General features: G+C 64.4%; 26 protein-coding genes. 10 read left to right on the top strand and 16 right to left on the bottom strand.

Features of this window, described 5'->3' with window-relative positions; translation table 11 throughout:
- The first annotated feature begins 15 nt into the window (after positions 1-15).
- Positions 16-672 carry a ribose-5-phosphate isomerase RpiA gene (rpiA, locus tag ACW73L_RS17660; RefSeq protein ID WP_498923900.1) on the top strand — a complete coding sequence of 219 codons (657 nt, stop codon included), beginning with the start codon at positions 16-18 and terminating at the stop codon, positions 670-672.
- A 72-nt stretch (positions 673-744) separates the two neighbouring features.
- Here the strand turns inward: rpiA and ACW73L_RS17665 are convergent, their stop codons facing one another.
- The 6 genes from ACW73L_RS17665 to rph form a co-directional block, all read right to left on the bottom strand.
- The gene (locus ACW73L_RS17665; RefSeq protein ID WP_498923901.1) at positions 745-1,200 is read right to left on the bottom strand and encodes a F0F1 ATP synthase subunit epsilon; all 456 of its coding nucleotides are present in this window, start codon (positions 1,198-1,200) and stop codon (positions 745-747) included.
- Positions 1,197-1,919, bottom strand: a complete 723-nt coding sequence (locus ACW73L_RS17670; protein ID WP_498923902.1) for a cytidylate kinase-like family protein — start codon at positions 1,917-1,919, stop codon at positions 1,197-1,199. The genes ACW73L_RS17665 and ACW73L_RS17670 overlap by 4 nt, the downstream gene beginning before the upstream one ends.
- A 258-nt stretch (positions 1,920-2,177) precedes the next feature.
- Positions 2,178-2,369 (bottom strand): hypothetical protein, encoded by a 192-nt coding sequence (locus tag ACW73L_RS17675; protein WP_498923903.1) that lies wholly within the window; start codon positions 2,367-2,369, stop codon positions 2,178-2,180.
- A gap of 146 nt (positions 2,370-2,515) precedes the next feature.
- The gene (locus ACW73L_RS17680; RefSeq protein ID WP_498923904.1) at positions 2,516-3,181 is read right to left on the bottom strand and encodes a Crp/Fnr family transcriptional regulator; all 666 of its coding nucleotides are present in this window, start codon (positions 3,179-3,181) and stop codon (positions 2,516-2,518) included.
- An 89-nt stretch (positions 3,182-3,270) separates the two neighbouring features.
- A complete protein-coding gene (gene rdgB / locus ACW73L_RS17685; protein ID WP_498923905.1) occupies positions 3,271-3,879 on the bottom strand; it encodes an RdgB/HAM1 family non-canonical purine NTP pyrophosphatase in 609 nt (202 codons plus the stop codon).
- 88 nt (positions 3,880-3,967) lie between these two features.
- Positions 3,968-4,708 carry a ribonuclease PH gene (rph, locus tag ACW73L_RS17690; protein WP_129884568.1) on the bottom strand — a complete coding sequence of 247 codons (741 nt, stop codon included), beginning with the start codon at positions 4,706-4,708 and terminating at the stop codon, positions 3,968-3,970.
- A 108-nt stretch (positions 4,709-4,816) separates the two neighbouring features.
- Here rph and ACW73L_RS17695 point away from each other — a divergent pair, with 108 nt between their 5' ends.
- From ACW73L_RS17695 to gmk, 3 genes are all read left to right on the top strand, one after another.
- Positions 4,817-7,195, top strand: coding sequence for a penicillin acylase family protein (locus tag ACW73L_RS17695; protein ID WP_498923906.1), 2,379 nt, complete (start codon positions 4,817-4,819; stop codon positions 7,193-7,195).
- Positions 7,196-7,282: 87 nt separating this feature from the next.
- Positions 7,283-8,152 (top strand): YicC/YloC family endoribonuclease, encoded by an 870-nt coding sequence (locus ACW73L_RS17700; protein ID WP_498923907.1) that lies wholly within the window; start codon positions 7,283-7,285, stop codon positions 8,150-8,152.
- Positions 8,153-8,209: 57 nt separating this feature from the next.
- Complete coding sequence (gene gmk, locus ACW73L_RS17705) at positions 8,210-8,824, top strand: guanylate kinase (protein ID WP_139558741.1); 615 nt, start codon at positions 8,210-8,212, stop codon at positions 8,822-8,824.
- Between the two features lie 15 nt (positions 8,825-8,839).
- Here gmk and ACW73L_RS17710 read toward each other — a convergent pair whose 3' ends face one another.
- The 4 genes from ACW73L_RS17710 to msrA all read right to left on the bottom strand — a co-directional run bounded on the left by ACW73L_RS17710 (position 8,840) and on the right by msrA (position 12,653).
- Positions 8,840-9,400: a response regulator transcription factor gene (locus ACW73L_RS17710; RefSeq protein ID WP_498923908.1), complete on the bottom strand. Its 561-nt coding sequence runs from the start codon at positions 9,398-9,400 to the stop codon at positions 8,840-8,842.
- On the bottom strand, positions 9,397-10,731 hold the full coding sequence (locus tag ACW73L_RS17715; RefSeq protein ID WP_498923909.1) for an ATP-binding protein: 1,335 nt from the start codon (positions 10,729-10,731) through the stop codon (positions 9,397-9,399). The genes ACW73L_RS17710 and ACW73L_RS17715 overlap by 4 nt, the downstream gene beginning before the upstream one ends.
- Positions 10,732-11,100: 369 nt before the next feature.
- Complete coding sequence (locus ACW73L_RS17720) at positions 11,101-11,907, bottom strand: M48 family metallopeptidase (protein WP_498923910.1); 807 nt, start codon at positions 11,905-11,907, stop codon at positions 11,101-11,103.
- A 95-nt stretch (positions 11,908-12,002) separates the two neighbouring features.
- Positions 12,003-12,653, bottom strand: a complete 651-nt coding sequence (msrA, locus tag ACW73L_RS17725; protein WP_498923911.1) for a peptide-methionine (S)-S-oxide reductase MsrA — start codon at positions 12,651-12,653, stop codon at positions 12,003-12,005.
- 117 nt (positions 12,654-12,770) lie between these two features.
- Between msrA and hslO the strand changes: the two genes are divergently transcribed.
- Positions 12,771-13,640, top strand: a complete 870-nt coding sequence (gene hslO / locus ACW73L_RS17730) for an Hsp33 family molecular chaperone HslO (protein WP_498923912.1) — start codon at positions 12,771-12,773, stop codon at positions 13,638-13,640.
- A 9-nt stretch (positions 13,641-13,649) separates the two neighbouring features.
- Here the strand turns inward: hslO and ACW73L_RS17735 are convergent, their stop codons facing one another.
- The 3 genes from ACW73L_RS17735 to ACW73L_RS17745 form a co-directional block, all read right to left on the bottom strand.
- Positions 13,650-14,546: a 1-phosphofructokinase family hexose kinase gene (locus tag ACW73L_RS17735; protein WP_498923913.1), complete on the bottom strand. Its 897-nt coding sequence runs from the start codon at positions 14,544-14,546 to the stop codon at positions 13,650-13,652.
- A gap of 326 nt (positions 14,547-14,872) precedes the next feature.
- Positions 14,873-16,105: a sigma-54-dependent transcriptional regulator gene (locus ACW73L_RS17740; protein WP_498923914.1), complete on the bottom strand. Its 1,233-nt coding sequence runs from the start codon at positions 16,103-16,105 to the stop codon at positions 14,873-14,875.
- A 67-nt stretch (positions 16,106-16,172) separates the two neighbouring features.
- The gene (locus ACW73L_RS17745; RefSeq protein ID WP_498923915.1) at positions 16,173-17,042 is read right to left on the bottom strand and encodes a sigma-54-dependent transcriptional regulator; all 870 of its coding nucleotides are present in this window, start codon (positions 17,040-17,042) and stop codon (positions 16,173-16,175) included.
- Between the two features lie 289 nt (positions 17,043-17,331).
- On the opposite strand from ACW73L_RS17745, the gene ACW73L_RS17750 reads away from it, so the two are divergent.
- Both ACW73L_RS17750 and ACW73L_RS17755 read left to right on the top strand, forming a co-directional pair.
- Positions 17,332-18,195: an SDR family oxidoreductase gene (locus ACW73L_RS17750; protein WP_498923916.1), complete on the top strand. Its 864-nt coding sequence runs from the start codon at positions 17,332-17,334 to the stop codon at positions 18,193-18,195.
- Between the two features lie 22 nt (positions 18,196-18,217).
- Entirely contained in the window at positions 18,218-18,469 is a 252-nt protein-coding gene (locus ACW73L_RS17755) for a DUF6868 family protein (RefSeq protein WP_498923917.1), read from the top strand.
- Here ACW73L_RS17755 and ACW73L_RS17760 read toward each other — a convergent pair.
- From ACW73L_RS17760 to ACW73L_RS17770, 3 genes are all read right to left on the bottom strand, one after another.
- A complete protein-coding gene (locus ACW73L_RS17760; RefSeq protein WP_498923918.1) occupies positions 18,411-19,163 on the bottom strand; it encodes an alpha/beta hydrolase family protein in 753 nt (250 codons plus the stop codon). The genes ACW73L_RS17755 and ACW73L_RS17760 overlap by 59 nt on opposite strands.
- A 32-nt stretch (positions 19,164-19,195) precedes the next feature.
- Positions 19,196-20,251 carry a sterol desaturase family protein gene (locus tag ACW73L_RS17765; protein WP_498923919.1) on the bottom strand — a complete coding sequence of 352 codons (1,056 nt, stop codon included), beginning with the start codon at positions 20,249-20,251 and terminating at the stop codon, positions 19,196-19,198.
- A 401-nt stretch (positions 20,252-20,652) separates the two neighbouring features.
- Positions 20,653-21,555, bottom strand: a complete 903-nt coding sequence (locus ACW73L_RS17770) for a dihydrodipicolinate synthase family protein (RefSeq protein WP_498923920.1) — start codon at positions 21,553-21,555, stop codon at positions 20,653-20,655.
- Between the two features lie 145 nt (positions 21,556-21,700).
- Between ACW73L_RS17770 and ACW73L_RS17775 the strand changes: the two genes are divergently transcribed.
- The 3 genes from ACW73L_RS17775 to ACW73L_RS17785 are packed head-to-tail and all read left to right on the top strand — an operon-like array spanning position 21,701 to position 23,836.
- Entirely contained in the window at positions 21,701-22,297 is a 597-nt protein-coding gene (locus ACW73L_RS17775) for a YqiA/YcfP family alpha/beta fold hydrolase (RefSeq protein WP_498923921.1), read from the top strand.
- A 6-nt stretch (positions 22,298-22,303) separates the two neighbouring features.
- Positions 22,304-22,630, top strand: a complete 327-nt coding sequence (locus tag ACW73L_RS17780) for a DUF3301 domain-containing protein (RefSeq protein ID WP_498923922.1) — start codon at positions 22,304-22,306, stop codon at positions 22,628-22,630.
- Between the two features lie 42 nt (positions 22,631-22,672).
- Positions 22,673-23,836, top strand: a complete 1,164-nt coding sequence (locus ACW73L_RS17785; protein ID WP_498923923.1) for an AAA family ATPase — start codon at positions 22,673-22,675, stop codon at positions 23,834-23,836.
- Positions 23,837-23,898 lie beyond the last annotated feature (62 nt).

Consider the following 23,898-nt stretch of genomic DNA (forward strand, 5'->3'; position numbering starts at 1 on the left):
CCAAAGGATGCACACATGACGCCCGATGAACTCAAGAGAAAGGTCGCTGAAGCCGTAGTCGATTACGTCAAGGACATTCCCGTCATTGGCGTCGGCACCGGTTCCACGGTCAACCATTTTATTGAACTGATGGCCGGCTTCAAAGGCAAGATCGACGGCGCCGTATCCAGCTCCGAGGGGACCAGCGCGCGGCTCAAGCAGGCCGGCATTCCGGTGCTCGACCTGAACGACGTCGGCACGCTGGAGATCTACATCGACGGCGCGGACGAAATCAATCCGGCGATGCAGATGATCAAGGGCGGCGGCGCCGCGCTGACGCGCGAGAAGATCGTCGCGGCAGCCAGCAAGAAATTCATCTGCATCGCCGACGAGAGCAAGCAGGTGGACGTGCTCGGTAAGTTCCCGCTGCCGATCGAAGTCATCCCGATGGCGCGCAGCTACGTCGCGCGGCAGATGGTCGCGATGGGCGGCCGTCCGGTCTGGCGCGAAAGCTGCGTGACCGATAACGGCAACCAGATCATCGACGTGCACGGTCTCAATCTTGTCGATCCGCTGTCGATGGAGAAGGCGATCAACGACATCCCCGGCGTGGTCTGCGTCGGCATCTTTGCGCTGCAGCCCGCCCATATGGCGCTGCTCGGGACGCCAAGCGGAGTCAAGGTCATCGGCTGACCCTGCCTCTGCGGGTTCGTCCTCACCGGTCGTGCCGCACCCGCGGCGCGGCCGCGGCGTGACCGCCGACCGTCAGCGCGACCGTCGCGGTTCGTGCAGGTGGAGCCGCTCCGCGTACTCCAGCACCCGCAACTGCGCGAGCGCCTTGACCAGCTGCAACTGGGCTTCGTCGCGATCCTTGAACAGTGGGTTACGCTTCAGGATCGACTCCGCACGCCGCTTCGCCGCCAACGCCGCGGTTTCGTCTATCTCCTCAGAGCGCAGCATCTGATCCGCCAGTACGGTCACGGCCGTGCGCTGCACTTCCATGAACCCGCCCGACACGAAGTAGACCTCTTCGTGGCCTTGTTCCGTTTGCAGCCGGACTGCCCCCGGTTTCAATCGGGTCAGCAGCGGCGCATGCCCATACAGAATGCATACCTCGCCCAGGGCAGCAGGCGCCACGAGCTTGGTACAGGGGCCGGAATAGATCAGGCGGGCTACATCGGCGATTTCGACGTCGACACAACGGCCGGGCGACTGGCTCATTTCGTGGGCGCTGCCTCGAACAGATGATAGCCGGCGGCGCGCAGCGCCATCAGGATGACCGGGGCGGCCTGTTCCGGCGGAATCTGGTCGGTGTTCAAGACCAGATCGAAGTTTTCGGCATTGTTGAGCGACACTTGGCGGTCGTGGTCCCCGAACAGCTTCTTGATCGACTGGTGCCGCTGCGAGTTGACTTCGAGTACCTGCTTTTCGGCCGCGCGGCGGCTGGCTCCGGTTTCGACCATCACCCGCTGGACACAGGTTTCGAGTGGAGCGATCACGCGAATACGGAAGGCTTTTTCGCCATTCAGGATCAGATGCGCTCCGCGACCGATCAGAATGGCGTCCTTTTTGGCCAGATCCTTCACGACGTCGTAGAGGTACTTTCGGTAGAGTGCGATATGGTTTGCGGCGCCGGTCAGCGTGCTGAAGATCGCTGCCGTGATGCCTGACGTCACCTGCTCGTCATGCAGTTCAACATGAAACTCGGAGGTTTTCGACCGCTCTGCGATCAAACGGAGTATTTCACGGTCGTAGAGCGGGATGCCGAGGCATTCCGACAAGGCGTTGCCGATGAGTTCGCCGCCAGCTCCGAAGTCGCGCGAGATCGTGATGACGACGTGTGCGTGGTGCGGGTGCGCGGCATCGCCGCGATAGTGATTGGCTTCGTATTCCTTCGCCAGGATCGCCTTCAGGAACGCGTAGCAGTCGGTATTCGGCATACGATTTCTCCCGCAAGAATCGGGATGGCGAAGGTACTTGAGCCCCAGCCCGATAGGCTGCGCTTCCGACCGTCGCTCCGAGGGCGACACATCCGTGCCATTGTGAGGTTGTCGTGCATGCGGCCCGAAGGCTACATGCAGGTCTCATTATGGACGAAGGACCCAGGCTCCGCTATCCCCCGGGCCCATCGCCATCGATTCGCAGGGAGGTTCCGCGCTGCGTCTTCGGCCCCCCCCCGGAAGGCGTCCGTTGCGGGATCAGTCCGCGGGTTTTCGGTCGGCGGCCTGACTCTTGTCGGCCAGGCTGCGGTCGAGGGACCAATTGATGATGAAGCCCAGCGTGAAGGCGAGGAGGGCGCCGAACATCAACGGGCCGGCGAACGGAATCTCATGCGGGTCGTTCAGCTTGAAGCCGATCAATGCCGACAACCAGTCGAGGATCAAGCCCATCGTCATGTCTCCGAGATGAAGAGTGCACCGGGTGGCTGCCGCGCGGGTGTTCCGCGTGGAGCCGTCGACACGGCTTTCGGGCCGTGTTGAGCCGGATAGTGCACCTGTCCACTCAGGCTTTCAGTGATCGAGTCACAATGGGGCCGTCAGGGCAAGTGGACGGACGCGCGGAGCGCCGTGGCATCGCGTACTTCGATGGAGCCGCGGCCCAGTCGGATCCAGCCCTGGTGTTCCAGACGCTTGAGGTGGCGGGATACCACTTCGCGTGCTGTTCCCAACTCGTCGGCGAGTTCCTGATGGGTTCGCGTCACGCGGATCTGGCCGTCGGCCAACAGGGTCTGCACCAGCCGCTCGCCGATGTCGCCAAAAACGACGTCCGATAAGCGGCCCATGACTGCTGCAAGGCTGGCGGCGAAACTGCGGAATACATGGCAGCGCAGTGCGGGCGACTGGTCGATGGCCTCGCGGAACGTGTCGCGCGGCATCAGGAGTGCGGTGGTCGCGGCCTGCGCGACGCCTTCGGCCGGATACAAGGTGTCGCTGAGCAGACAGGAAGTCGTCAGGACGCAGGAGCCGCCCGGTCCGACGTGATACAGCACGATCTGACGGCCGAGTTCCGACAGCACTTGGCAGCGAATCGCCCCTTGGGTCACGAAGGCGTAACCGCGGCATGGCGAACCGGGATAGAACACCTGCTGGCCCGCCCTGAGTTGCATGAGGGTGGTTCGCTGTAATGCCTTTTCGAGCGGTGGATCCGGCCGTTCGAACAGGGCCGGAAAGTGCGCGATGAGGAGTTCTCGGTGATCTGGCATGAGGCCTCCGGGGGCGTCCACCTGCGCCGGTTGTCGGGTCTGGGGCTTTTCACCGCGCGTCCAGCCTGCAGTGGCCGGCTGCTTCCGAACTAGCCTCGTGGCTTGAGTTGCGCGACCAGCGCGCGCAACGCCTGTCCACGATGGCTCAGACGGTTCTTTTCGGTCGCATCCAGTTCCGCCGCAGTCCGTCCGGATCCGTCGACGAGGAACACCGGATCATAGCCGAAGCCCGAGTCGCCGCGTGCCGCGGTCGCGATGCGCCCTTCCCAGCGACCGTGGGCGATGAGCGGGCTGGGATCGCGGGCATGCCGCAGCAATACGATCACGCAGTGGAAGCGGGCGGCGCGCTGGTCTTCGGGTACCGAGGCCATCGTCGCCAGCAGTTTCTCGACGTTGTCGCGATCGGACGCTTGCCGCCCGGCATAATAGGCTGAGTCCACGCCGGGAGCGCCGCCCAGGGCATCGACGGCCAGGCCGGAATCGTCGGCGATGGCGGGCAGGCCGCTCTGTTCAGCGGCGTGGCGGGCCTTTAGAATCGCGTTTTCAATGAACGTCAGGCCGGTTTCCTCCGCCTCGGCGACGCGGAATTCGGACTGGGGAACGATTTCGTAGCCCGTGCCGGAGAGCAGTGCACACAGTTCGCGGATCTTGCCGGCATTGTTGCTGGCGAGCACCAGGCGCGACCCGCTGACGCTCATGACCGGCCTCCCGGCGCGTCGCCGGCAACCGTGCCCAGCACCCGGATTGCCGCACGCTGACGGCCTGTTGACGGAGGGGAGGCCGGCATCAGCTCTTCGTCGGCGATACTTTGCTGGCGGCTATCGCTTCCAACTGGTGTTGCATCAGTTCCCGAATGCCGCTGTTAGCAAGATCGAGCATCGCGTCGAGTTCGTCACGGCGGAAGGCGTGGCCTTCGGCCGTGCCCTGCACCTCGACGAAGGCGCCGGCATCGTTCATGACGACGTTCATGTCCGTTTCGGCATCGCAGTCTTCGGCATAATCGAGATCGAGAACCGGGATGCCCCGATGGATACCGACCGACACCGAGGCGATCTGCCCATGCACCGGATTGATCCGCAGCTTGCGTACTTCCATCAGGCGCTGAACCGCGACCACCAGCGCGACATAGCCGCCGGTAATCGAAGCCGTCCGGGTGCCGCCGTCCGCCTGGATCACGTCGCAGTCGATGGTCACGGTGCGTTCCCCCAGCGCTTCGAGATTCATCGCGGCCCGCAGCGAACGTCCGATCAGGCGCTGAATCTCCATGGTCCGGCCACCCTGTTTGCCGCGTGAGGCCTCGCGGCCCGAGCGCTCGTGGGTGGCGCGCGGCAACATGCCGTACTCGGCCGTAATCCAGCCGCTGCCTTTACCCTTCATGAAAGACGGAACGCGCTCTTCGATACTCGCGGTGCAGATGACGCGGGTGTCCCCGAATTCGACCAGCACCGAGCCTTCGGCGTGCTTCGTGAAATGGGGAGTGATCCGGATGGCCCGGAGCTGGCCCGGTTCTCGTCCACTGGGTCGCATGAAGTGCCCTCTTAAGCAAAGCGCGCCAGTCTACCCTAATCGATGCGTCCGTCCCAAACGCGGGGGGTTCTCCCATTTCTGCGAGGGGGGTCGCGAGTGAGTCGTTCGATGCGTCGAGTGGTGCGATGGCTGCTGTGGACGCCAGCGGTGCTGCTGCTTCTCGGCGCCACGCTCGCGCTCGTGTGGCTGTATCGCTCGCTGCCCGGAGCCGACGGCCGTGTCGTGCTGGCGGGTCTGGAGCGAGAGGTTGCGGTCACACAGGACGGCTTGGCGGTGCCAGTGATTCGTGCCGGCAGCCGGGTCGATGCCTACCGCGCGCTCGGCTACCTGCACGCGCGCGACCGGCTATTCCAGATGGATCTGGCCCGCCGCAAGAGCGCCGGTGAACTGGCGGAGATCCTCGGGGACAAGCTGCTGGCGACCGACCGCCGGCAGCGGGTCTACCAGGCGCGGCAGGCCGCCCGAACGGCGGCATCGGCGCTGCCGCCGGAGCAGCGCACCGTGCTGGAAGCCTACGCCGAAGGCGTCAACGCGTTGATGGCATCGCTCCGGGCCTGGCCGCCCGAGATCGAACTGCTCGATTACCGGCCGGGGCCGTGGCGTGCGGAGGACAGCCTGCTCGTCGCCTTCGGGATGTTCCAGACCCTGACCACGCAGGAACAGGACGAGCGCATGCTGACGGTGATGCAGCGGGAACTGCCACCCGAGGTGTTTGCCTTCCTGACACCGGATACCGATGAGTACGGCCGAACCCTGGTCGGGGGCAGCGAGCCGCGCCGGCCGGCGCAGCCCATTCCGCTGGCAGCCCTGGCGACACTGATCGGCGAGCGATCCACACAGCCGCTGCGTGTCGCCGTGGATGCCGATGGCCTTGTCGCCGGTTCCAACCAGTGGGCCGTCGGCGGGCGCAAGACCCGCGACGGGCGCGCCATGGTCGCCAACGACATGCACCTGGCGCTGGGCTTGCCGAATACCTGGTATCGGGCCGAACTGCGCTACGGTGCAGCCCGCCTGGCTGGCGTGACGCTGCCGGGTTTGCCGCTGCTCATCGCCGGCAGCAATGGCGCGATCGCCTGGGGTTTCACGAACGTCGATGCCGATGTCATGGATCTGGTCCGGATCGAAACGGACCCGGACGCCCCGGACACATATCGAACGCCCGCGGGTCCGGTTCGTTTCGACACGCACACCGAGACCATTCCGGTGCGGGGCGCGGAGGCGCTGACGGTTGATCTGCGTCGGACGATCTGGGGACCGGTTTTGCCCGACCCTCTGCTCGGTGCGCCTGTGGCCTTACGCTGGACAGCGCTGCAGCCGCAAGCGATGAACCTCGGCCTGCTCGAAATGGACGGAGCGATGACGCTGGAGCGAGCGATGGCCGTCATGAATCGCTGCGGCATCCCGCCCCAGAACGTCGTGCTCGCCGATAGTGGAGGGCGCATCGCGTGGACCTATGCCGGTGTGTTTCCGAAGCGCCGGGGTTTCGATGGAATGGTAGCGCGAAGCTGGGCGGACGGGACTGTCGGATGGGAGGGGTTTCTTCCGCCCGAAACCTTGCCGCGGCTGATCGACCCGGTTGACGGATACATCGCGACGGCCAACAACCGGACACTGGGGCGCGAGTATCCGCATCTGATCGGTCACAATTTTTCGCATGGGTTCCGGGCGTTCCGGATCGCGCAGAGGCTTGCCGCGATGGATGGGATAGAGGAAGCGGATCTGTTGCGACTTCAGTTAGATACCGGCAGTGAGTTTTTCGAGTTTTACCGCCGGCTCGTCCTTGAACTGACCGCGACGCCGTCGCCTGGAGGCGGCAGTGAATTGGCCGACGCGCGCCGCAGTGCCGAAGCCTGGGACGGGCGCATGGAGGCCGACAGTCGCGGCATCGCGCTATTGGTGCGCTTTCGGCAGCGGCTGGCGGCGACGGTGTTTGAGCCTTTTCTGCGCCGCTGCGCGCAGGCAGAGCCCGGTTTCGCCTATGCCTGGCGCGAAATGGAAACGCCGCTCCGGGCGTTGCTCCAGCAACGCCCGGAGGCCGCTCTGCCGGATCGGCGCCACGCCAGTTGGCACGGGTTTCTGTCCGTCGAACTCGAGTCCATCGTCCGGCAGTTAAGGGCCGACTACGCGATCGACAGGGTCGATGAATTGACCTGGGGGCGGGTCAACGAGATCCACGTCCGCCATCCGTTCGGCCGGCTCATTGCACTGCTGTCGCCGTTCGTCGATATGCCGGCATTCGGCAGTGCCGGCTGCTCCGGCTATTGCGTGCGCATCCTGAGCGGCGAGCACGGGGCCAGTGAACGCTTCGTCATCTCGCCGAACCATCCCTCGGACGGGCTGTTCCACATGCCCGGAGGTCAATCCGGCCATCCCCTGTCCGCCCACTACCGGGATCAGCACCAGGCCTGGGTCGACGGCGCGCCCTTGCCGTTCGAGGCGGGTGTTGCCGAACACGGGCTGACGCTCGTGCCCGCCGGCGCCGACTGACTCGGGGTGGTATCGATGGGGTTTCCTCGGCAGCCCGGTAGCCCTTAACATGGCGGATTGTCCAGCCAACAGGAATACCCGCGGAGTATGTTGAGAAGCATGACGGCCTACGCCAGCCACGACAGTGTGTTGGAAGACTGGTCTCTGACCTGGGAACTGCGGTCAGTGAATCACCGGTTCCTGGATGTCTCGCTGCGCCTGCCGGATGCATTCCGCTTCCTCGAGTCGGATGTGCGGGCGCGGATCGGGGCCAGCCTGCGGCGCGGGCGCGTGGAATGCACGCTGATCTGGAAGAAGGCCGAGGGCACGGCGGGCGTCATCAGCCTGAACGCGGCGCGGCTCCGTGCCGTGCTGGATTCGGCCAAGGCGGTGGAGGAACAGGCCGGGCGGTCGCTGGCTCCGTTCAGCGCGCTGGATGTCCTGGGCTGGCCGGGCGTTCTGGAAGACCGGGCAGCCGATCGGGAGCGCCTGGGCGCGCTGGCCCTGGCCTCGCTGGACGAGGTTCTGGTGCAGGCCGTCACGGCGCGTGAACGGGAAGGCGAAAGTCTCGCCGCGTTGCTGCGCGAGCGATTGCTGCAGATCGGCGAGAGCGTCGCTCGCGTTCGAGTGCGGATGCCGGAGGTGTTGCGGATGCAGCGCGAAAAGCTCCAGGCCAAGCTCGCCGAGGTCAGCGCGCGTCCCGACGCGGACCGCATGGAGCAGGAACTGGTGTACTGGGCCCAGAAGCTCGATGTCGCGGAGGAGATGGACCGGCTGTCGGCCCACGTCGAGGAGTTCCTGCGGTCGCTGGAAACGGCGGAGTCGGTTGGGCGCCGTCTCGATTTCCTGTCCCAGGAAATGAACCGCGAGGCCAACACCCTCGGCTCCAAGTCGTCGGACATCGAAACGACGCGCGCCGCGATGGAGATCAAGGTGCTGATCGAGCAGATTCGCGAGCAGGTGCAGAATGTCGAGTGAGGTCGCGGGAAGGGTGCGGGGCGGTGGCGGCTTGTCGCACGTGGCGGAGCGCGGGCCGTGAGTCGCGGTAACCTGATCGTATTATCCGCGCCCTCGGGCGCCGGCAAGACCAGTCTCGTGCGCGCGCTGCGCGCAGAGGTCACCGGGCTCGCGGTGTCGGTGTCGCATACGACGCGCGCTCAGCGACCGGGCGAGCGTCACGGGGAGGCCTATTTCTTCGTCGATCACGCCGAGTTCGAGCGGATGATCGCGGCCGAGGGGTTCCTCGAATATGCCCGGGTATTTGACAACTACTACGGCACGGCGCGGCAGACCGTGGAAGACACGCTGGCGTCCGGTCAGGACGTGCTGCTGGAGATCGACTGGCAGGGCGCGCGTGTCGTGAAGTCGCTGATGCCGGACTGCCTTTCGGTATTCGTGTTGCCGCCATCGCGCGAAGCACTGGAATCGCGCTTGCGCGACCGCGGCCAGGATCCCGACGAGGTCATCGCGCGGCGCATGCGCGATGCGATCTCGGAGATGTCGCACTATTCGGAATATGACTTCCTGATCGTCAACGACATCTTCGAGGAGGCGCTTGGCGCCCTGAAGGACATCGTGCTGACGCAGCGGCTCAGAACCTCACAGCAATCCCATCGTCTGGCGGAGTTGCTCGCCTCGCTGCTGGGCTAGGGCGTAGCTCCCCGGCTATTCCTTGACCGGCCGCTTCTCGAGCTTGCGCTGCAGCGTGCGGCGATGCATGCCGAGCGCGCGCGCGGCGGCAGAGATGTTGCCGTCGTGCGCGACGAGCACCTTTTGCAGATGCTCCCACTCCAACCGTTTGACCGAAAGCGGCTTTTCCTTGATTTCGACATTGGTGTCGCCCTCGTCCTTGTGCAGGGCGTTGACGATTTCGTCCGTGTCGGCCGGCTTGGTCAGGTAATGCACCGCGCCGAGCTTGATGGCCTCGACCGCCGTGATGATGCTCGCGAACCCGGTCAGCATCACAATGCGGGTATTGACGTCGAGTTCGGAGAGCCGCTTGACGAGCAACAGTCCCGATTCATGACCTATCCGCAAGTCGATCACCGCGTATTCGGGCGTGATGCGTTCGGCTAGCGCCAGTCCTGCTTCGACGTCATTCGCGACATGCACTTCGAAGCCCCGCTTCTCCAGCGCCTGCGCCAGCACTGCGCAGAAGGTCGGGTCGTCGTCGACCAGCAGCAGTCGAGGATGTTCGAGTTGATCGGTTTCGAGTTCGGGTATCATGCGGAGGGCAACAACGGAAGGGTGATAGCCGTGCGGGTACCACCGCCCGCGCGTGGCAGCAATTCGATCGAGCCGCCGAGGCGTTCGATCGTGCTGAAGGCGAGAAACAACCCCACGCCGAGGCCGTGCTCCTTGGTGGTGATCGGGGCTTTGCCCAGATGGGCGGACAGGTCAGGAGCGATGCCGGGCCCGCGGTCGGTGACGTCGATGAACGCGCGATCCTGATTCCAGCCGGCTTCGAGCATGACGCCTTTCGGCGAAACCTCGGCGGCGTTGTTCAGGATGTTGATCAGGGCTTGGGTCAGTGTCACTTCGGCGATGATCAGCGGCGAGGGGCCGGGCGTCCGGAGTCGATAGTCGAGAGCGACGCCCGGCTTCTCCCGGCGCCAGGTTTCCGCGACTTCGTTCAGATACCGCGTGATCGGCATCGGGTGCCCGCCTTCAGCGCGGGCTTCTCCCGCCGACGCCGACATGACGGCGAGCGCATTCTTGCAGCGGGTGATCTGGCCGCGAAGGATCTGCATCTTTTCGCGCAGGGCCGCAAATTCCTCGGCTTCGAATTCCTGCTCCAGTTCATGGATGACGATCGCCATCGTCCCGAGCGGCGTGCCCATCTCGTGCGCGGCGCCTGCCGCGAGCGTCCCGAGCGCGACGACCCGTTCGTTGCGCAGCGCTTGTTCCCGTGCTTCGGCCAGACGGCGTTCCCGCTCGCGCAAGGTGTTCGCCATCTCGACGACGAAATAGGCCACCAGCACGGCGCTGAAGACGAAACCAAACCACATCCCGAAGACATGCAACTGGATGTCGTGGTGCTCCATGTAGCTGTGGGTCATCAGCGACACGTCGGAAGGCAGCGTTACGGCCTGAATCTCTGGCAGCGGCTGGTAATAGCCGATCAGCACCGTGTAGCAGGACGAGGCAAAGATGACCAGGTACCACGTGTACGAATGCGGCAGAACCGTCGCGGCGATGATCAGCGGCAGCAGGAAGAACCACGCCATTGGATTCGTGGCGCCGCCGGTGAAGTAAAGGATCGCGGTGATGGCCAGCACATCCACGGCAATCTGCGCGAACAGTTCGAATTCGCTGACTGCCGGAGTCGAGGTCAGGCGAATCCAAGTGATCCAGTTGAAGGTGCCCAGGACGGTCAATATGCCCCACAGGGGAATCTGCCGGAGAGGAATGTCGAGCCCGTATACGCTGATCAGGATCAGCATGGCTTCCACGCCCAGCAACAGGTTCCTCAGGACGAAGAGCCAATGAAGATTCTTACGGGCGGTTTGGTCGGAATCCGCGGGGACCGGAATCGACATCTTGGCGGGTGCGTTCATCGCGGAATTCTATCGTTTTCCAGACGGCGTGTAAGCGGGGTGCCCGGTGAGGTGGAATGCGGCGCCGGTGTTCCTCCCACAGCGCCCGGCTCCGATGGCGATGAACAGTCCTGTCGTGACCGCGGAGAATCAGGCTAACCCTGACCCACCCTTTGGCCGCGACAATTTGTCACATTTTTTCACCGGGTTTTGATCAGTATGCTTCAGCCTAACTACTTGGGTATCGATCCCTCGTTTGTTACCGAAGCACAACCGGTGCTCGAATTCCTCCTTCTATAGTGCATTACAGGGCCTCTCGAGGCCCTGTTTTTTATGCAGCAAAACCCCTCAGGGCGCGCATGTGGCTTCTCACCCAGGCGCTGGCAGCCATCAGCGGATACGATCGCAGTCGGGTTTTTTGTGCGAGCCCAGATATTGCGCCTCCAGTGCAACGGCCGTCGCCATGCCGGCCTCGAGGCTGGCGCTGCGATCGGTGCCGTGAGCCGCGTGTAGGGCCATGAACGCTCCCGATCGCGCGTTCGCTTCCAGGTTCCGCCATGCCATCGCCGCTTCCTTGGGATTGAAGCCGGCGCGCCCCATCAGTTCGAGCCCAAGCCGATCGGCTTCAGCCTCCTGAGCCGCGTCGTAGGGCACTGACACCCCGCTCTCGGCGGGCACGCCGAGCAAGCCATAAGCCAGAGCCGAATCCGGGTTGCGCGAAGAGCTGAAGGCTCCGTTCAAATCGAGCTCCGGCCGGTTGTGCAGCGCGGCGCCAACGCGTCTCTCTGGATGCCGAGCCAGCATATGCCCGACATTGTGAGCGATCACCGCCGCCAGTTGGTGCTGGTTGCGCAGCACCTTGAGCAGGCTGCTGTTCACGCCGAGCTTGCCACCCGGCAGGACGAAGGTCGAAGGCGTGTCTTTGCGGAAAACGGCGATTTCCCAGTCGCCGCCCCGCGACCGCACGACCGCACCGGCTACGCAAATGATGTGGGCATTGGTGTGCGCATCTTCGTCCAGAGGCGTTGCGGCCTTGATCTGTTCGAAGGCCTTGGCGGCCAGTTTGGTGACGTTCACGGTGGCGGGCAGCGCATGCTGCGGTGCAGTCTGGCGAGGCGCCTTGGAACTGCAGCCGGCGGCTAGCAGGCTCGCTGAGCCCAGGATGATCAGAGCGCGGAATAGTCGGGTGACAAGCATTAGGCCGTGGGTCCGGTGAACGAAGCGGGTGATGATACGAGATATTGCCGACCGGGTCCAAAGACGGCACGGCACCGGTCGGGGAACTCGTTACGCTAACTTGCGCGGAGTGGAGCGCAGGTAACGCCGGTTCCTCCGAGCCCGCAATAACCTGCAGGGTTCTTCGCCAGGTACTGTTGATGGTAAGCCTCCGCGAAGTAGAAGGGTCCAGCCGGGGCTATTTCAGTGGTGATCTTGCCGAAGCCGGCGCGGGTCAGCGCCTCCTGGAAACTGGCGCAGGATGCCGTCGCGATAGCCTGCTGCCGTTCGGAATGGGTATAGACCGCAGAGCGATATTGGGTGCCGCGGTCGTTGCCTTGGCGCATCCCCTGCGTCGGGTCATGCGACTCCCAGAAGGTTGCCAGCAGCGTCTCGTAGGCTACTTTTGCCGGATCGAACACGACGCGCACGACTTCCGCGTGGCCCGTGCCTCCCGTGCAGACTTCTTCATAGGTCGGATTGGGGGTGTGGCCTCCGGCATACCCGACGGCAGTTGAATAAACCCCGGGTATCGGCCAGAACTTGCGTTCCGCGCCCCAGAAGCAACCCAGGCCGAACGTGGCAAGTTCCAGCCCGTCCGGGTAGGGAGGCTGCAGCCGGTGGCCGTTGACGAAATGGTGCTCCGGAACGGAGACGGGTGTGGCCCGACCCGGCAGTGCCGATTCGGCGTCCGGCAGCGTCTGCTTACCCTTCAGGAAACTCCACATGATGCCTCCGCAGTCAGTTGATCCGACGTCGACAGGTCGGGCGCCGGAAATGATCCGCCGTGGCTTGGACCGAAGGCCGTATAATCGGTTCGGACCCCCTCACCTGTGTTGGTCACGATGTTACAGGAAGACAGTTTTCGCCGGTTTTTGTTCGAGGACCTCGGGGTGCGCGGGGAGTTCGTCCGCCTCGAGAACAGCTGGAAATCCGTGCTCGAACGCCATCCCTATCCCGAGACCGTGAGTTGTCAACTGGGACAGGCCCTGGCGGCGGTGGTACTGCTTTCGGCCACCATCAAGTTCAAGGGCGCGTTGATCTTGCAGGTTCAGGGCAACGGCCCACTGCACACGCTGGTCGTGCAGGCCACGGACCAGCGCACGGTGCGCGGCATTGCACATTGGCGGGGCGACGTTCCCGAAGGGCCTCTCGACGCTGTCTTCGGATCCGGCCGGATCGTCCTGACCGTCCAATGTGAGGGCACGGAACCTTATCAGGGCGTTACCGATCTGGTCGGCGATACGCTGGCGGCAGCGATCGAACACTATTTCCAACGCTCGGAGCAGCTGGCAACGCGCCTGTGGCTGGCGGCCGATGCGCAGCGTGCTGCCGGCCTTTTCCTGCAGGAGGTTCCGGGAAGCCATCACGATTCCGAGGACTGGTCTCGGGTCTGCCTGTTGGCCGATACCGTCACCGGTAACGAACTGCTGACGCTGCCGAGCGAGAACCTGCTCTATCGCCTGTTCAACGAAGAACGGGTCCGGCTGTTCGAGCCGGACGTCGTGACCTTCAGCTGCAACTGCTCGCGCGACCGGATCGAACGGGTGCTGGTCGCCCTCGGCCGCGCCGAGATCGAGGAAACCTTGCGGGTGGATCCTTCCATCGCCGTCCATTGCGATTTTTGCAACCGGCTTTATCAGTTCGATGCCGTGGATATCGGAAGTCTGTTCGCCGATGAGTCCCGCGTCATGGGCTCGATCCGCAAGCATTGATACCCGCGATTACAAGCGCCTGACGTCCACCGCGCTCAACAGCGGTGCGACCTGTTCCGGACCGATCATCGCAACGTCGTGCTGCAGGGCATTGGCGGCGCCCGCCGCCGATGCATAGCGCAGCCTGTCGGCGACGGAAAGCCCGCTGAGCCACCCATGTGCCAAACCGCCCAGATAGCAGTCCCCGGAGCCGATGGGATTGACCTGGCGAATGGCCGGAGGATGCACCTGCCAGCGTCCTTCGCCGCTTATCGTGACCTCGACGGGGGCGGCGCCATCGGTGATGTGCAGTTCCCGGACCCGGTCCCAACTGTGGCTGTGGTCCAGTTCGTCACGATTCGGCTTGGCGAGCGTGGGTGGGCTCTCTTCCTTCAGTGCGCGGTCCACCGCAGGACCGTGAGCGTCGAGCCAGCAGGGCACCGAGCAGGGCCGGCACTGTCGCAGCAGGTCCGCGTAAAGATTGTCCGCTAACGGATGGGGTACCGAACCGCTCATGATGACCAGCCGGACCGATGAGGCCAAGTCGGCCACTCGCGCGCACAGCGCTTGACATTCATCCTGCGTGACGGGAAATCCGGTCGGCAGCACGGTAGTCGGATGCTCATCCGCGCGGCTGGAGGCCATGAAGCCGACTCTTAGCGGGGCCTTGGTCTCGAGACAGGCGTCACGTATTCCCTCCGCCTTGACCAGTTCGCGGAGCCAGGCGCCGCTGTGGCCGCCGGCGAACCCGGTCAGGACCACGGAATATCCGTGTCGCGCGAGGAAGCGTGCGACGTTGACGCCCTTGCCCTCGGCCTGCATCGCCAGGGCCGGCACCCGGTTGATGGCACCCGGAGTGAAGGCTCCGGCATGGACCAGATTCAGCAAGGGATTCGGATTGACGATCAAGACATCGCTACGTTTCATCGATACGAGTGAGTCGCTCCGGTCGTGAGGCGCGCGTATCGTCGCATGCTTCGATCATCGTGTCTCGTTGCGGGCCTCCCGCCGAGGCCCGCGTCCTGCATCCTGCGCGTTCCGATCCGGTGTCCCTCAGCCCCGTTCGGTACTGACCGCTGAGGGCTGGCCCTCGTCGTTCGGTGTCGGCAGCAGCGATAATGTGCCCCAGACCAGCGAGATCAACATCAGCGCACACACGGCTTTTTCCCTCCGGTGCGCTTTTCGTATGCCGTTGTGGAGCCGCGGCGCACCGGCGGCGGATTTTGTCTCGTGCCAGTGATCGAGAGCCAAGGCTACTGCCCCTGTGGCAGTTGCGCCCCGTTCGACGATGGTCCGCGAAGCGGGCACCAGTGCGGTTGCGCTGCCCGCGGGACGCTGCGCAAGGGGCCGGCCGGGCGAGCCAGACCGAGATCCTCGGTATGCAGCAGATAGTCTTCACTCATCAACATTGCCCGCCGGACCCGAGCTTGCAGTTCACGCACGTTGCCCGGCCAGTGATAGCTCAGCATCGCCTCGATCGCGGGCCGGGAAATCCGGGTCACGTGCCGGTTTAGCGCCCAGTTCGCCTTGATGAAGTGTTCCGCGAGCAGCATCAGGTCATCACCGCGCTGGCGCAGCGGCGGAATCTGGAGGTGAAGTTCGCTCAGCCGGTGCAACAGGTCGCCCCGGAATCGGCCCTCCTCAGCGGCTTGCTGAAGGTCCATGTGCGTGATTGCGATCAGCTGGGTGTGATCCTGGTGAGTATCCAACCAGCGCAGCAGGACGCGTTGAGCGGACTTTGACAGATCGCCGATTTCGTCCAGCACGAGCGTGCCCCGGGCGGGCGTTGTCATCCGAAAAGCAGCTTCAGTCCGGAATTCGAGATCTTCCCGACGATCTTCCGGCAGGTCGGGGTCGCAGGGGAGCAGGCATCCGGGCAGCGTCACGCAATTGATCACCCGCAACTCTTCATGGCAGCGCCGTGAGCGCTGATGGATGACGGAAGCGGCCAGCCCTTTGCCCGCGCCGACCTCGCCGGAAATCAGGATCGGCAGACCGGCATTCGCGCTCTGTGTCAACTGTGCTTCCAGCTGCCGCATTGCCGGGCTCTCGCCTGAAATCCACCCCGCACTCGCTGGGCATTTGTTTCCCAGCCTCAGCTCCGCCATGTCGCTGGCGGCTTCGAGTAGCGTCGCGAATTGGGCTGGCTCCAGGGGGGCGGCCTGATAGGCGAAGAACCGGTTGGACACCAGATCGGCAAACCTTGGATCGCGGAGCTGGTGCTTCGGGATGACGGCCAGCCATTGAATGGTGTTGTTGGTCCGCAGAATTTCTTCGTGCCATCCGGCGATGGTCGCGGAGCTCCCCTCGGAACGGAAGTCGAAAACGCCGACCCTGAACGAACCCATGCCGATGAGTCGTTGAGTCTCCTGGGGGGTGTGCGCGTGCTGCCACTGCCAGTGGCCGAGGTCCGGAAGGCTTGGATGAGCTTTGCGTTCCGGGCCTTCGGAGATAACCAGAACGCCTGATGGATTCTTGGTTTTCATGGGGTGTCGATGGGTTGGTTGTGTCCGTTTACTGGGGCTTGGGGCGGAATCTGTGTCGGCAGCCCGATCATGCGGCAAGGCCGAGGTCGGCGGCCTGTATCAAGGGCGCGCGTGTGACCAGCATCGCCCGCTCGATGCGGTTCCGTAGTTCCCTGACGTTGCCAGGCCAGGTATGTCGGAGCATGGCCCGGAAAGCGTCGTCCGAGAACTCGGCAATCTGGCCATGCAAGGGAGCGAGTCGGTTTTTGAAGAGCGCCGCAAGCGGCTTCAGGTCATCCGGTCGCTCGCGCAGGCTGGGCATCTCGAGTTGCCCGCGGCTTAGGCCGCAGAGAAGATCGGAGCGGAACCGACCTTCGACGACCGCGCGCTGCAGATCCATGTGAGACAGGGCGATTACGTTGACCGGTCCCGACTGACCCAACAGCAACCGGGCTAGCGTCGTCTGTGCCGCGAACGGCAGGTCACCCACCTCATCGAGGATCAGTGTCCCGTTAGTGACGAGGTGCCCGAAACGCGCCGCGATCGCCGGTTCACCGGCCCGGTTCGGGAGACCGGCTTCTTCCTCGCTTGCCAGGCAATCCGGAAACGCGACGGATCGCATCACGCAGAGGCTTCCGTTACTCCGCGAGGAAATCCGGTGGAGCGCCCTCGCGAGCGCGCTCTTGCCGCTGCCGACTTTGCCGGTGATCAGGATCGGATGACCGGCCTCTGCGAGCGAAAGGGCCTTGGAGTAAAGCGCTTGCATCGGTGCAGAGTCGCCGATCAGGTCTGGGAACTGCAGCAAGGGCGTGGTGCGGGTGAACGCCGAGCCGGTACCAGCGCGCAGCCAGTGGACGGATGAATGGCGTTCGCCCGTCGATCCTGCGGAGGTAAGGGTTCGCGCACCGAGGGAGTCGACAGAAGGCTCGTGGCGGGAAGCGATACTGTGGTCACGCATGTTGGTCAAGAAAAAAGAAAGGGAATGGTCTGGAATAGCCAAAAAGACATAAGCAAGCGCTGGACCACATAAGAAATATTTGGATTTTCATGGAGATGGAATTCAGTCGCGCCGACGGCGGTGGGTCTTGGCAAAAAACTTGACAACCTCCCCGGAGGCTTGAGAGCGACGGCGCAGGAGCGACCGGATCGCGCGCCGATGTCGATGGACGCGTCAGGCGCCAGCTGGACGACGCGTCTGGGCCTCTCTACCATGCCAGGACAAGGGCGACGCTGTTTCCTGGAGAGTCATGACGAATCAAGACTGGACATTGCGCTGTGTCGTAACGGGAGGAACTGCGGGGATCGGGCTGATGACGGCGAGAGGGCTCGCGAGCCGCGGTGCCTCCGTTTTGCTGATCGGCCGCGACGTCGAGCGCGGACAAGCCGCCTGTGCTGCAATCAACGAACACTGCGGTGAGCCGCGGGCGACCTTCGAGCCCGGGGATCTATCGGACCTGAGGCAGGTCAGGGCGGTCTCGCGGGCTATCGCAGCGCGCTGGCCGTGCGTCGATGTGCTGGTGAACAACGCCGGCGCGATGTTCGGAACGCGGCAGCAGACCGAACAGGGTCTGGAGATGACCTTCGCGTTGAATCATCTGAGCTATTTCGCGCTGAGTCTGTTGTTGCTGCCTATGCTACGGTCGGCGCCGGCGGGGGCGCGTATCGTGAACGTCGCGTCGGAGGCGCACAAAGCAGGCCGGCTCGACTTCGAGGATCTGCAGTCGGTGCGGCGCTATAGCGGCTGGCGTGCGTACTGCGCGAGCAAGCTGGCCAATCTGCTGTTCACCCAGGAACTGGCGCGGCGGCTGGACCCTGCGGCGGTCACGGTGAATGCAGTACATCCCGGTTTCGTGGCGACCGACATCGGGATTCGGCACCGGCTCCTGCCTCCATTCCTGTGGCGAGTCGCCACCCGGTTCGCCCTTTCGCCGGAACAAGGCGCCCGCACGTCCATCCATGTTGCCTGCGCGCCGGAGTTGAGCCAGCGTCATGGAGAGTACTTCATTCGGGAGCGTCCGGCGGCTATGGCGCCCGCAGCCCAGGACAGCCAGGCCGCCCGGAAGTTGTGGGAGGAAAGCCTGCACTTGGCCGAACTTGCATGGCCGACCTAGATCGAGCGGGGAGCAAAGACCGATGACCGGGAGCGAACTGGAGCGCTGGCTACTGTGGAGTCTGGGGTTCAACTACACCGTGCTGCTGGTGTGGTTCGTCATGTTCGCCTACGCCCACGAGTCGCTGTATCGGCTGCACGGGCGGTGGTTCCGGCTGTCCCCCGAAGCCTTCGATGCGATTCATTACGCCGCCATGGCGGCTTACAAGATCGCGATCATCGTGCTGAATCTGGTGCCCTATCTGGCCCTGTTGGCGATGCGCCAAGCGGAGTGACTCCGCCGACCTCCGACTGTCGTCGGGTCCACTCTAGGATCATGCCGAGGATTTCGCTCCAGACCGCTGTCTGGCTGCGGTTGAGGGCAGTGGGTACCCTGAACGAATGATCCCCCTGGTGAATCACGCGGACGGTTGCGGACGATCCCAGTTTTCCGAGTTCGGCCCGCAACAGATCCAGGTCGCACAACGGATCTCGGGTTCCGGCAACGAACAGGGCCGGGCAGCAGATGTCCAGCCAGTGCTCGGTGCGCAAGCGCTGGGGCCGTCCGGCGGGGTGTAGCGGATAGCCGAGGAACACCAGCCCGTCGCAGACGCCGTCCTGAACTGCCATGAGCGATGCGATCCGCCCGCCCATGCTCTTGCCGCCGATGAGCAGACGCTGTGGCGCCAGCGCCTCATCGCTGCGCACGGCGTCGATAAGGGCCTGCCAGGTCCGTTGCAGCAAGGCCGGGTGGTCGGGTGCCTTGCGACCCGATTCCTTGTAAGGGAAGTTGAACTTGACGGACAGGAGCCCGGCGTCGGCCAGTCCCTGCTGGATGAATCCGATGAAGGGATGCGTCATGTCGCTTCCGGCGCCATGCGCGAGGATCACTCCGGTCCCGTTCGTCCACGGCCCGGGAACCGCCCACTCCGAAGCAACCTCGACGTCGGGAGCGACGGTAATCCGCCGGGCCAGCAGACGCACGGTCATCTGGCGTTAGTGTGACAGCCTCTTGTCGAAGCTCAACAGGACGACAGCGTGTTCTGTCCGCGGAACAGTGCCAGCGGGTTCGGCCAATGCCGCTCGGCTGGTCCCATCGGCTGCCGCCTGGCCGTACGGGTCTTCTGCAGAATTTCCCGCTCGGCTTCGACCCAGTCGATGAAGTCGTATCCGGGGGCGAACCCGCGCTTCTCGGCCCGAAAGTAAGCGGCCTCGGCAATCATGGCCTGCACGGTTTCGGGTTTCACTGCCGGTCGCTGGGGCAGTTGCGGCAAGCCATAGCGGATCAGATCCCATAAACCGAAACCCGGTACCTGCGCCAGCCCGATGGTTTTCGGTTCCACGTCCGTGAATGTCCGGAACAGCCGGTCCCAAAGCGAAAACACGGCGCCGTAGTTGTTGTCGTGCTCCGCGCGCCGGCTGGAGTGGTGGGCGCGATGAATGCGTGGCACGACGATCAGGCGGCCTAACGAGCCTTCACCCGGAAACGTGATGTTCGCGTGGTGAAACAACACGAACACCGTCACCACGGCCTCGTTAGCCAGCAACACCGCAGCGTCGATGCCCATGACCGCAATGAACACGGCCTTGATGGCCGCCGTCAGGAAGACCTCGACGCCATGCAGTCGGAACGCGGTCGATACGTTCATGGTGCGATCGCTGTGATGGATCTTGTGGAAGGCCCACAAGGCGTCGAAGCTGTGGTTGGCTCGATGCCACAGATACAGCACCAGATCGAGCAGCACGAACGACACGATGCCCTTGAGCGCCGGGTTCGCGATGCCGCTGAGCAGCCCATGGTCGGCGTAGCGCTCGGCGATCAGCCAGAGCGTCGATACCGAAAGCAGCGACATCAAGGTGTCGTTCAGCATGAACGACCCGATGTTCGCGAAGTAGGATTGGCGACTCGTCCGGGGTTCTACCGGCCGGTAGGCGCAGCGCGCTTCGAGCGCGAACAGCAGCCAGAAGGCCGCCAGCACGATCAGCGCGCGGGCCTCGCCGGAAGTCAGGTCCGGCCACTCGAAGGCCTGGACGCGCGACTCGATTTGATGGAGTAGTGGCGTGAACTTGGTAAACATTCGCTATCACCTCTTCAGCGGCGGGAGCACCCGCGGCAGTCTTTTTCTATGGGAATTCGAGGTTCAATATAGTGTCCCATGTTTACAATAACAAGTCAGACTTCCTTATTGTTCCCATATGGGCAACTTTACCCAGGTCTGAGCGGATCCGTTGAGAAACCAGAATCCCGCCAAGACCCAATCTGAGTGGAGATGCGATCGCTCAGTTCGCTGTTGCGGTGAATTTGGTTATTTCCTGCGATTGGCGCGGCGCAAGCGCGTGTCGGTCCAAGCGTTGAGCGGCCATTCGGCGATCGGCCGCTGCTGCGGACGGGATTCAGCCTGGGCGACTCGCGGCAGTGGCGTTTCCCGGCTCCGCCCGGTCGGCTTTCCGGCGTGTGGATGCGTTGCAGGGAGGACGCTCAGCACTCGTCCGGCAGACCGGCGGCGCGCAGTTCGGCAAGCAAGGTGGTTGCGTCGGGTTCGGGCAGCGGCGACAGCGGCGGGCGGACGGAACGCCACACCCGGTCTCCGTACAGCGATGCCACGACCGCTTTCATTGCGGCAACAAAGGGATAGGCGGCGATGATCCGGCAGAAAGCGCGTATCCGAATCAGTGACCTGGCGTCCGCGCCGGGGGTCAGCAAGGCAGCAAGCAATTCCGGGAACAGATTGGCCGCGCCACAGATCGTGCCGGCGCCACCGACGCGCATCAGGTCCGGAAGATGCTGCTCATCACCCGTCAGGATTTGCAGATCGGGCGCGGCTTCGATCAGCGCGAGTGTGTGTGCGAAGTCGTCGCCGCTGTCCTTGACTCCGGCCACGACGCCGGGATAGGCGGCATCCAGTCGCGCCAGCAGTTCCGGGTTGACCGCGACGGCGGACAACTGCGGGATGTGATACAGGTAGAGCCGCAGGGACGGATTGCAAACGGCCTCGATCAAGGTCGAGTACCAGGCGAAAAGCCCGTCGTCCGTAACGCCTTTCCAGAAATACGGCGGTAGCACCAGACAGCGCGGACAACCCGAGGAGAGCGCATGACGGACCAGGGCGGCGGTATCGGGGAGGGCCGGACAGCCGGCGCCCACTGCCAGCCGAGCGGCCGGGACACCGGCAGCCAGCAATGCATCCAGCGCGGCGGTGCGTTCGGAAACCGAGAAGGAGGGGCCTTCTCCAGTCGTGCCGAACAGCACGATACCGTCGACACCGCGTCCGATGAGGTCTTGGATGTGCCCGGCAAGCCGGTCGTGATCGATGGCACCGGACGCTGCGAGCGGCGTCAGCGTCGCACACCACAGGCCGGCCAGCGGCGCGGGTTCAATCATCGGCGGGTGCCGGCCCTGCGGACGGCAAGCCTTCGGCGGAAAGACGGCAGCGCATGGGGCTTCGCTCCGGGTGGATTCACGCGGGCCGGGACGACACGGTAAGCTGTGTCGCTGGACCTCGATCGCAACTCTATCGGCATCGGCGATGATTATCTATCTTCATGGCTTCCGTTCCGCTCCGGCATCGGCCAAGGCACGGCTGCTGGCGCAGCAGATGGCCGAGCGCGGACTCGAACACCGTTTCTGGTGCGAGCAGCTCGCGTTCAGCCCGCGGGAGGCGATCGCGCAGGTCGAAGCCGTGCTCGATGACTGCCCGCGGGACGCGACGCTGGTCGGCAGTTCGCTGGGCGGGTATTACGCGACCTATCTGGCAAAAAAATACGATCTGCAAGCCGTACTCGTGAATCCGGCCGTTGTCGCCCACATCGCGTTGGCCAGATACCTGGGGCCGCAGGATAACCTCTACACCGGCGAAACCTTCGTCTTCACACAGGAACATATCGCGGAATTGACCGAATTGGACGTGCCGGCTCTCACCAAGCCCGAGCGGTTCTGGCTGTTGGTCGAAACCGGGGATGAACTGCTGGATTACCGGCAGGCCGTAGCCCATTACGCCGGTGCGACCCAGACTATTCTCGAGGGGGGAGACCACAGCTTCACCCGTTTCGGCGAATTCATCGAGCCGATCATCGCGTTCGCCGGGCTGGATGGAGTCCCGGGGCCGTTGTCCTCAGGACACTGACACCCGGTGTTTGCCGAACTGATCATCGCCATCCTGCTGGTCGCGCTGGTGGCCTTCTGGGCCGACAGCCTGGCCGCCAAGGAACGGGCGAACGACGCCGCGCGCGAACTCTGTAGCCGCCGGGCCATCAGCCTGCTCGACGAAACGGTGGCGCTGGTCTCTCGGAAGCTGGTCCGCGGGGCTGGCGGTAGCCTGACGCTGCGACGGACCTACACCTTCGACTATTGCGAAGACGGCTATTCCCGCGCGTCGGGTTTCGTCGTGATGGAGGGGCGCGAGGTGATCACCTCCGGGCTGGGGCGTCAGGCCGCCTGGTGGCACCGAGCGGGTTGATCCGATGCAGCGCGACGCGGCGGCCAGGGCGGCCAGTGAGCGATGCTGACGACGCTTGCCGTCGGGAACTACCGTTCGCTGCTGCAGCTGGTAGTTCCGCTGGGCCGCTTGAACGTCATTACCGGCCCCAACGGCAGCGGCAAGTCCAACCTTTACCGCGCGCTGCGCCTGCTGGCCGAAACCGCCCAAGGCGGCGTCGTCAACGCACTGGCCCGCGAGGGCGGCTTGAGCTCGACACTCTGGGCCGGACCCGAGACGGTCTCGCGACGGATGCGCAGCGGGGAGGTGCCGGTACAGGGCGGCCCGCGTCAGCATACGGTGCGGCTGCGCCTCGGCTTCGCCAGCGAGGATTTCGGCTATGCCATTGCGTTCGGGTTGCCGCCGCCGAGCCGGTCCGCGTTTGCGCTGGACCCGGAGATAAAGCGGGAGTCCATCTGGGCCGGCCCGGTGCACCGCCCTGCCGGCGTTCTGGTGGATCGCAGCGGTCCGGTGACCAAGGTCCGGTCCGGCCGCGGCTGGACGGTTGTCTCCGCGCACAGCGGGACGTTCGACAGCCTGCTGAGCCAGATCGCGGATCCCAAGGCTGCCCCGGAGGTCTGGGAACTGCGGGAGCGCATTCGGGGCTGGCGTTTCTACGATCATTTCCGGACCGATGCCGACGCCCCGGCGCGCCAGCCACAGCTGGGAACGCGCACACCAGTGCTGCACCATGACGGTTGTGATGCCGCGGCGGCGATGCAGACCATCCGGGAGATCGGCGATGCCGAGGGGCTCGACGCCGCCGTGGCGGACGCCTTCCCCGGCGCAGCGCTGATCATCGGAACGCAGCCGGACGGCCGCTTCACATTGGCCCTGCGGCAACACGGCCTGTTGCGAGAGCTGTCCGCCGCCGAATTGTCCGATGGCACCTTGCGTTACCTGTTGTGGATTGCGGCGCTGCTGACCCCGCGACCGCCGCCGCTGATGGTGTTGAACGAGCCCGAGACCAGCCTGCATCCCGACCTCTTGCCGGCGCTGGCGCGGCTGATCGTGCGTGCCGCGGAGCGGACCCAGGTCTGGGTGGTGACGCACGCCCCGCGCCTGATCGCCGCCCTGCAGCAGGCGCCGGCGTGTCGGGGGCTCGAACTGGAAAAGACGCTGGGTCAGACCCGTCTTGCCGGGCAGGGGGAACTGGACGGCCCCGCCTGGCACTGGCCGGACAACTGAGCCGCGCGGTGCGGGTTCGGGGTCTACGTGTGGCCGGCGGCCTCGGGTGCAGCGTGTTAACC

The sequence above is a fragment of the Methylolobus aquaticus genome (assembly GCF_054172105.1).

Bases quoted from the DNA above. Each gene is read 5' to 3' on its own strand.
- rpiA (WP_498923900.1), top strand. From the start codon at position 16: ATGACGCCCGATGAACTCAAGAGAAAGGTCGCTGAAGCCGTAGTCGAT.
- ACW73L_RS17665 (WP_498923901.1), bottom strand. From the start codon at position 1,200: ATGAGCCAGTCGCCCGGCCGTTGTGTCGACGTCGAAATCGCCGATGTA.
- ACW73L_RS17670 (WP_498923902.1), bottom strand. From the start codon at position 1,919: ATGCCGAATACCGACTGCTACGCGTTCCTGAAGGCGATCCTGGCGAAG.
- ACW73L_RS17675 (WP_498923903.1), bottom strand. From the start codon at position 2,369: ATGGGCTTGATCCTCGACTGGTTGTCGGCATTGATCGGCTTCAAGCTG.
- ACW73L_RS17680 (WP_498923904.1), bottom strand. From the start codon at position 3,181: ATGCCAGATCACCGAGAACTCCTCATCGCGCACTTTCCGGCCCTGTTC.
- rdgB (WP_498923905.1), bottom strand. From the start codon at position 3,879: ATGAGCGTCAGCGGGTCGCGCCTGGTGCTCGCCAGCAACAATGCCGGC.
- rph (WP_129884568.1), bottom strand. From the start codon at position 4,708: ATGCGACCCAGTGGACGAGAACCGGGCCAGCTCCGGGCCATCCGGATC.
- ACW73L_RS17695 (WP_498923906.1), top strand. From the start codon at position 4,817: ATGCGTCGAGTGGTGCGATGGCTGCTGTGGACGCCAGCGGTGCTGCTG.
- ACW73L_RS17700 (WP_498923907.1), top strand. From the start codon at position 7,283: ATGTTGAGAAGCATGACGGCCTACGCCAGCCACGACAGTGTGTTGGAA.
- ACW73L_RS17710 (WP_498923908.1), bottom strand. From the start codon at position 9,400: ATGATACCCGAACTCGAAACCGATCAACTCGAACATCCTCGACTGCTG.
- ACW73L_RS17715 (WP_498923909.1), bottom strand. From the start codon at position 10,731: ATGAACGCACCCGCCAAGATGTCGATTCCGGTCCCCGCGGATTCCGAC.
- ACW73L_RS17720 (WP_498923910.1), bottom strand. From the start codon at position 11,907: ATGCTTGTCACCCGACTATTCCGCGCTCTGATCATCCTGGGCTCAGCG.
- msrA (WP_498923911.1), bottom strand. From the start codon at position 12,653: ATGTGGAGTTTCCTGAAGGGTAAGCAGACGCTGCCGGACGCCGAATCG.
- hslO (WP_498923912.1), top strand. From the start codon at position 12,771: ATGTTACAGGAAGACAGTTTTCGCCGGTTTTTGTTCGAGGACCTCGGG.
- ACW73L_RS17735 (WP_498923913.1), bottom strand. From the start codon at position 14,546: ATGAAACGTAGCGATGTCTTGATCGTCAATCCGAATCCCTTGCTGAAT.
- ACW73L_RS17740 (WP_498923914.1), bottom strand. From the start codon at position 16,105: ATGAAAACCAAGAATCCATCAGGCGTTCTGGTTATCTCCGAAGGCCCG.
- ACW73L_RS17745 (WP_498923915.1), bottom strand. From the start codon at position 17,042: ATGCGTGACCACAGTATCGCTTCCCGCCACGAGCCTTCTGTCGACTCC.
- ACW73L_RS17750 (WP_498923916.1), top strand. From the start codon at position 17,332: ATGACGAATCAAGACTGGACATTGCGCTGTGTCGTAACGGGAGGAACT.
- ACW73L_RS17755 (WP_498923917.1), top strand. From the start codon at position 18,218: ATGACCGGGAGCGAACTGGAGCGCTGGCTACTGTGGAGTCTGGGGTTC.
- ACW73L_RS17760 (WP_498923918.1), bottom strand. From the start codon at position 19,163: ATGACCGTGCGTCTGCTGGCCCGGCGGATTACCGTCGCTCCCGACGTC.
- ACW73L_RS17765 (WP_498923919.1), bottom strand. From the start codon at position 20,251: ATGTTTACCAAGTTCACGCCACTACTCCATCAAATCGAGTCGCGCGTC.
- ACW73L_RS17770 (WP_498923920.1), bottom strand. From the start codon at position 21,555: ATGATTGAACCCGCGCCGCTGGCCGGCCTGTGGTGTGCGACGCTGACG.
- ACW73L_RS17775 (WP_498923921.1), top strand. From the start codon at position 21,701: ATGATTATCTATCTTCATGGCTTCCGTTCCGCTCCGGCATCGGCCAAG.
- ACW73L_RS17785 (WP_498923923.1), top strand. From the start codon at position 22,673: ATGCTGACGACGCTTGCCGTCGGGAACTACCGTTCGCTGCTGCAGCTG.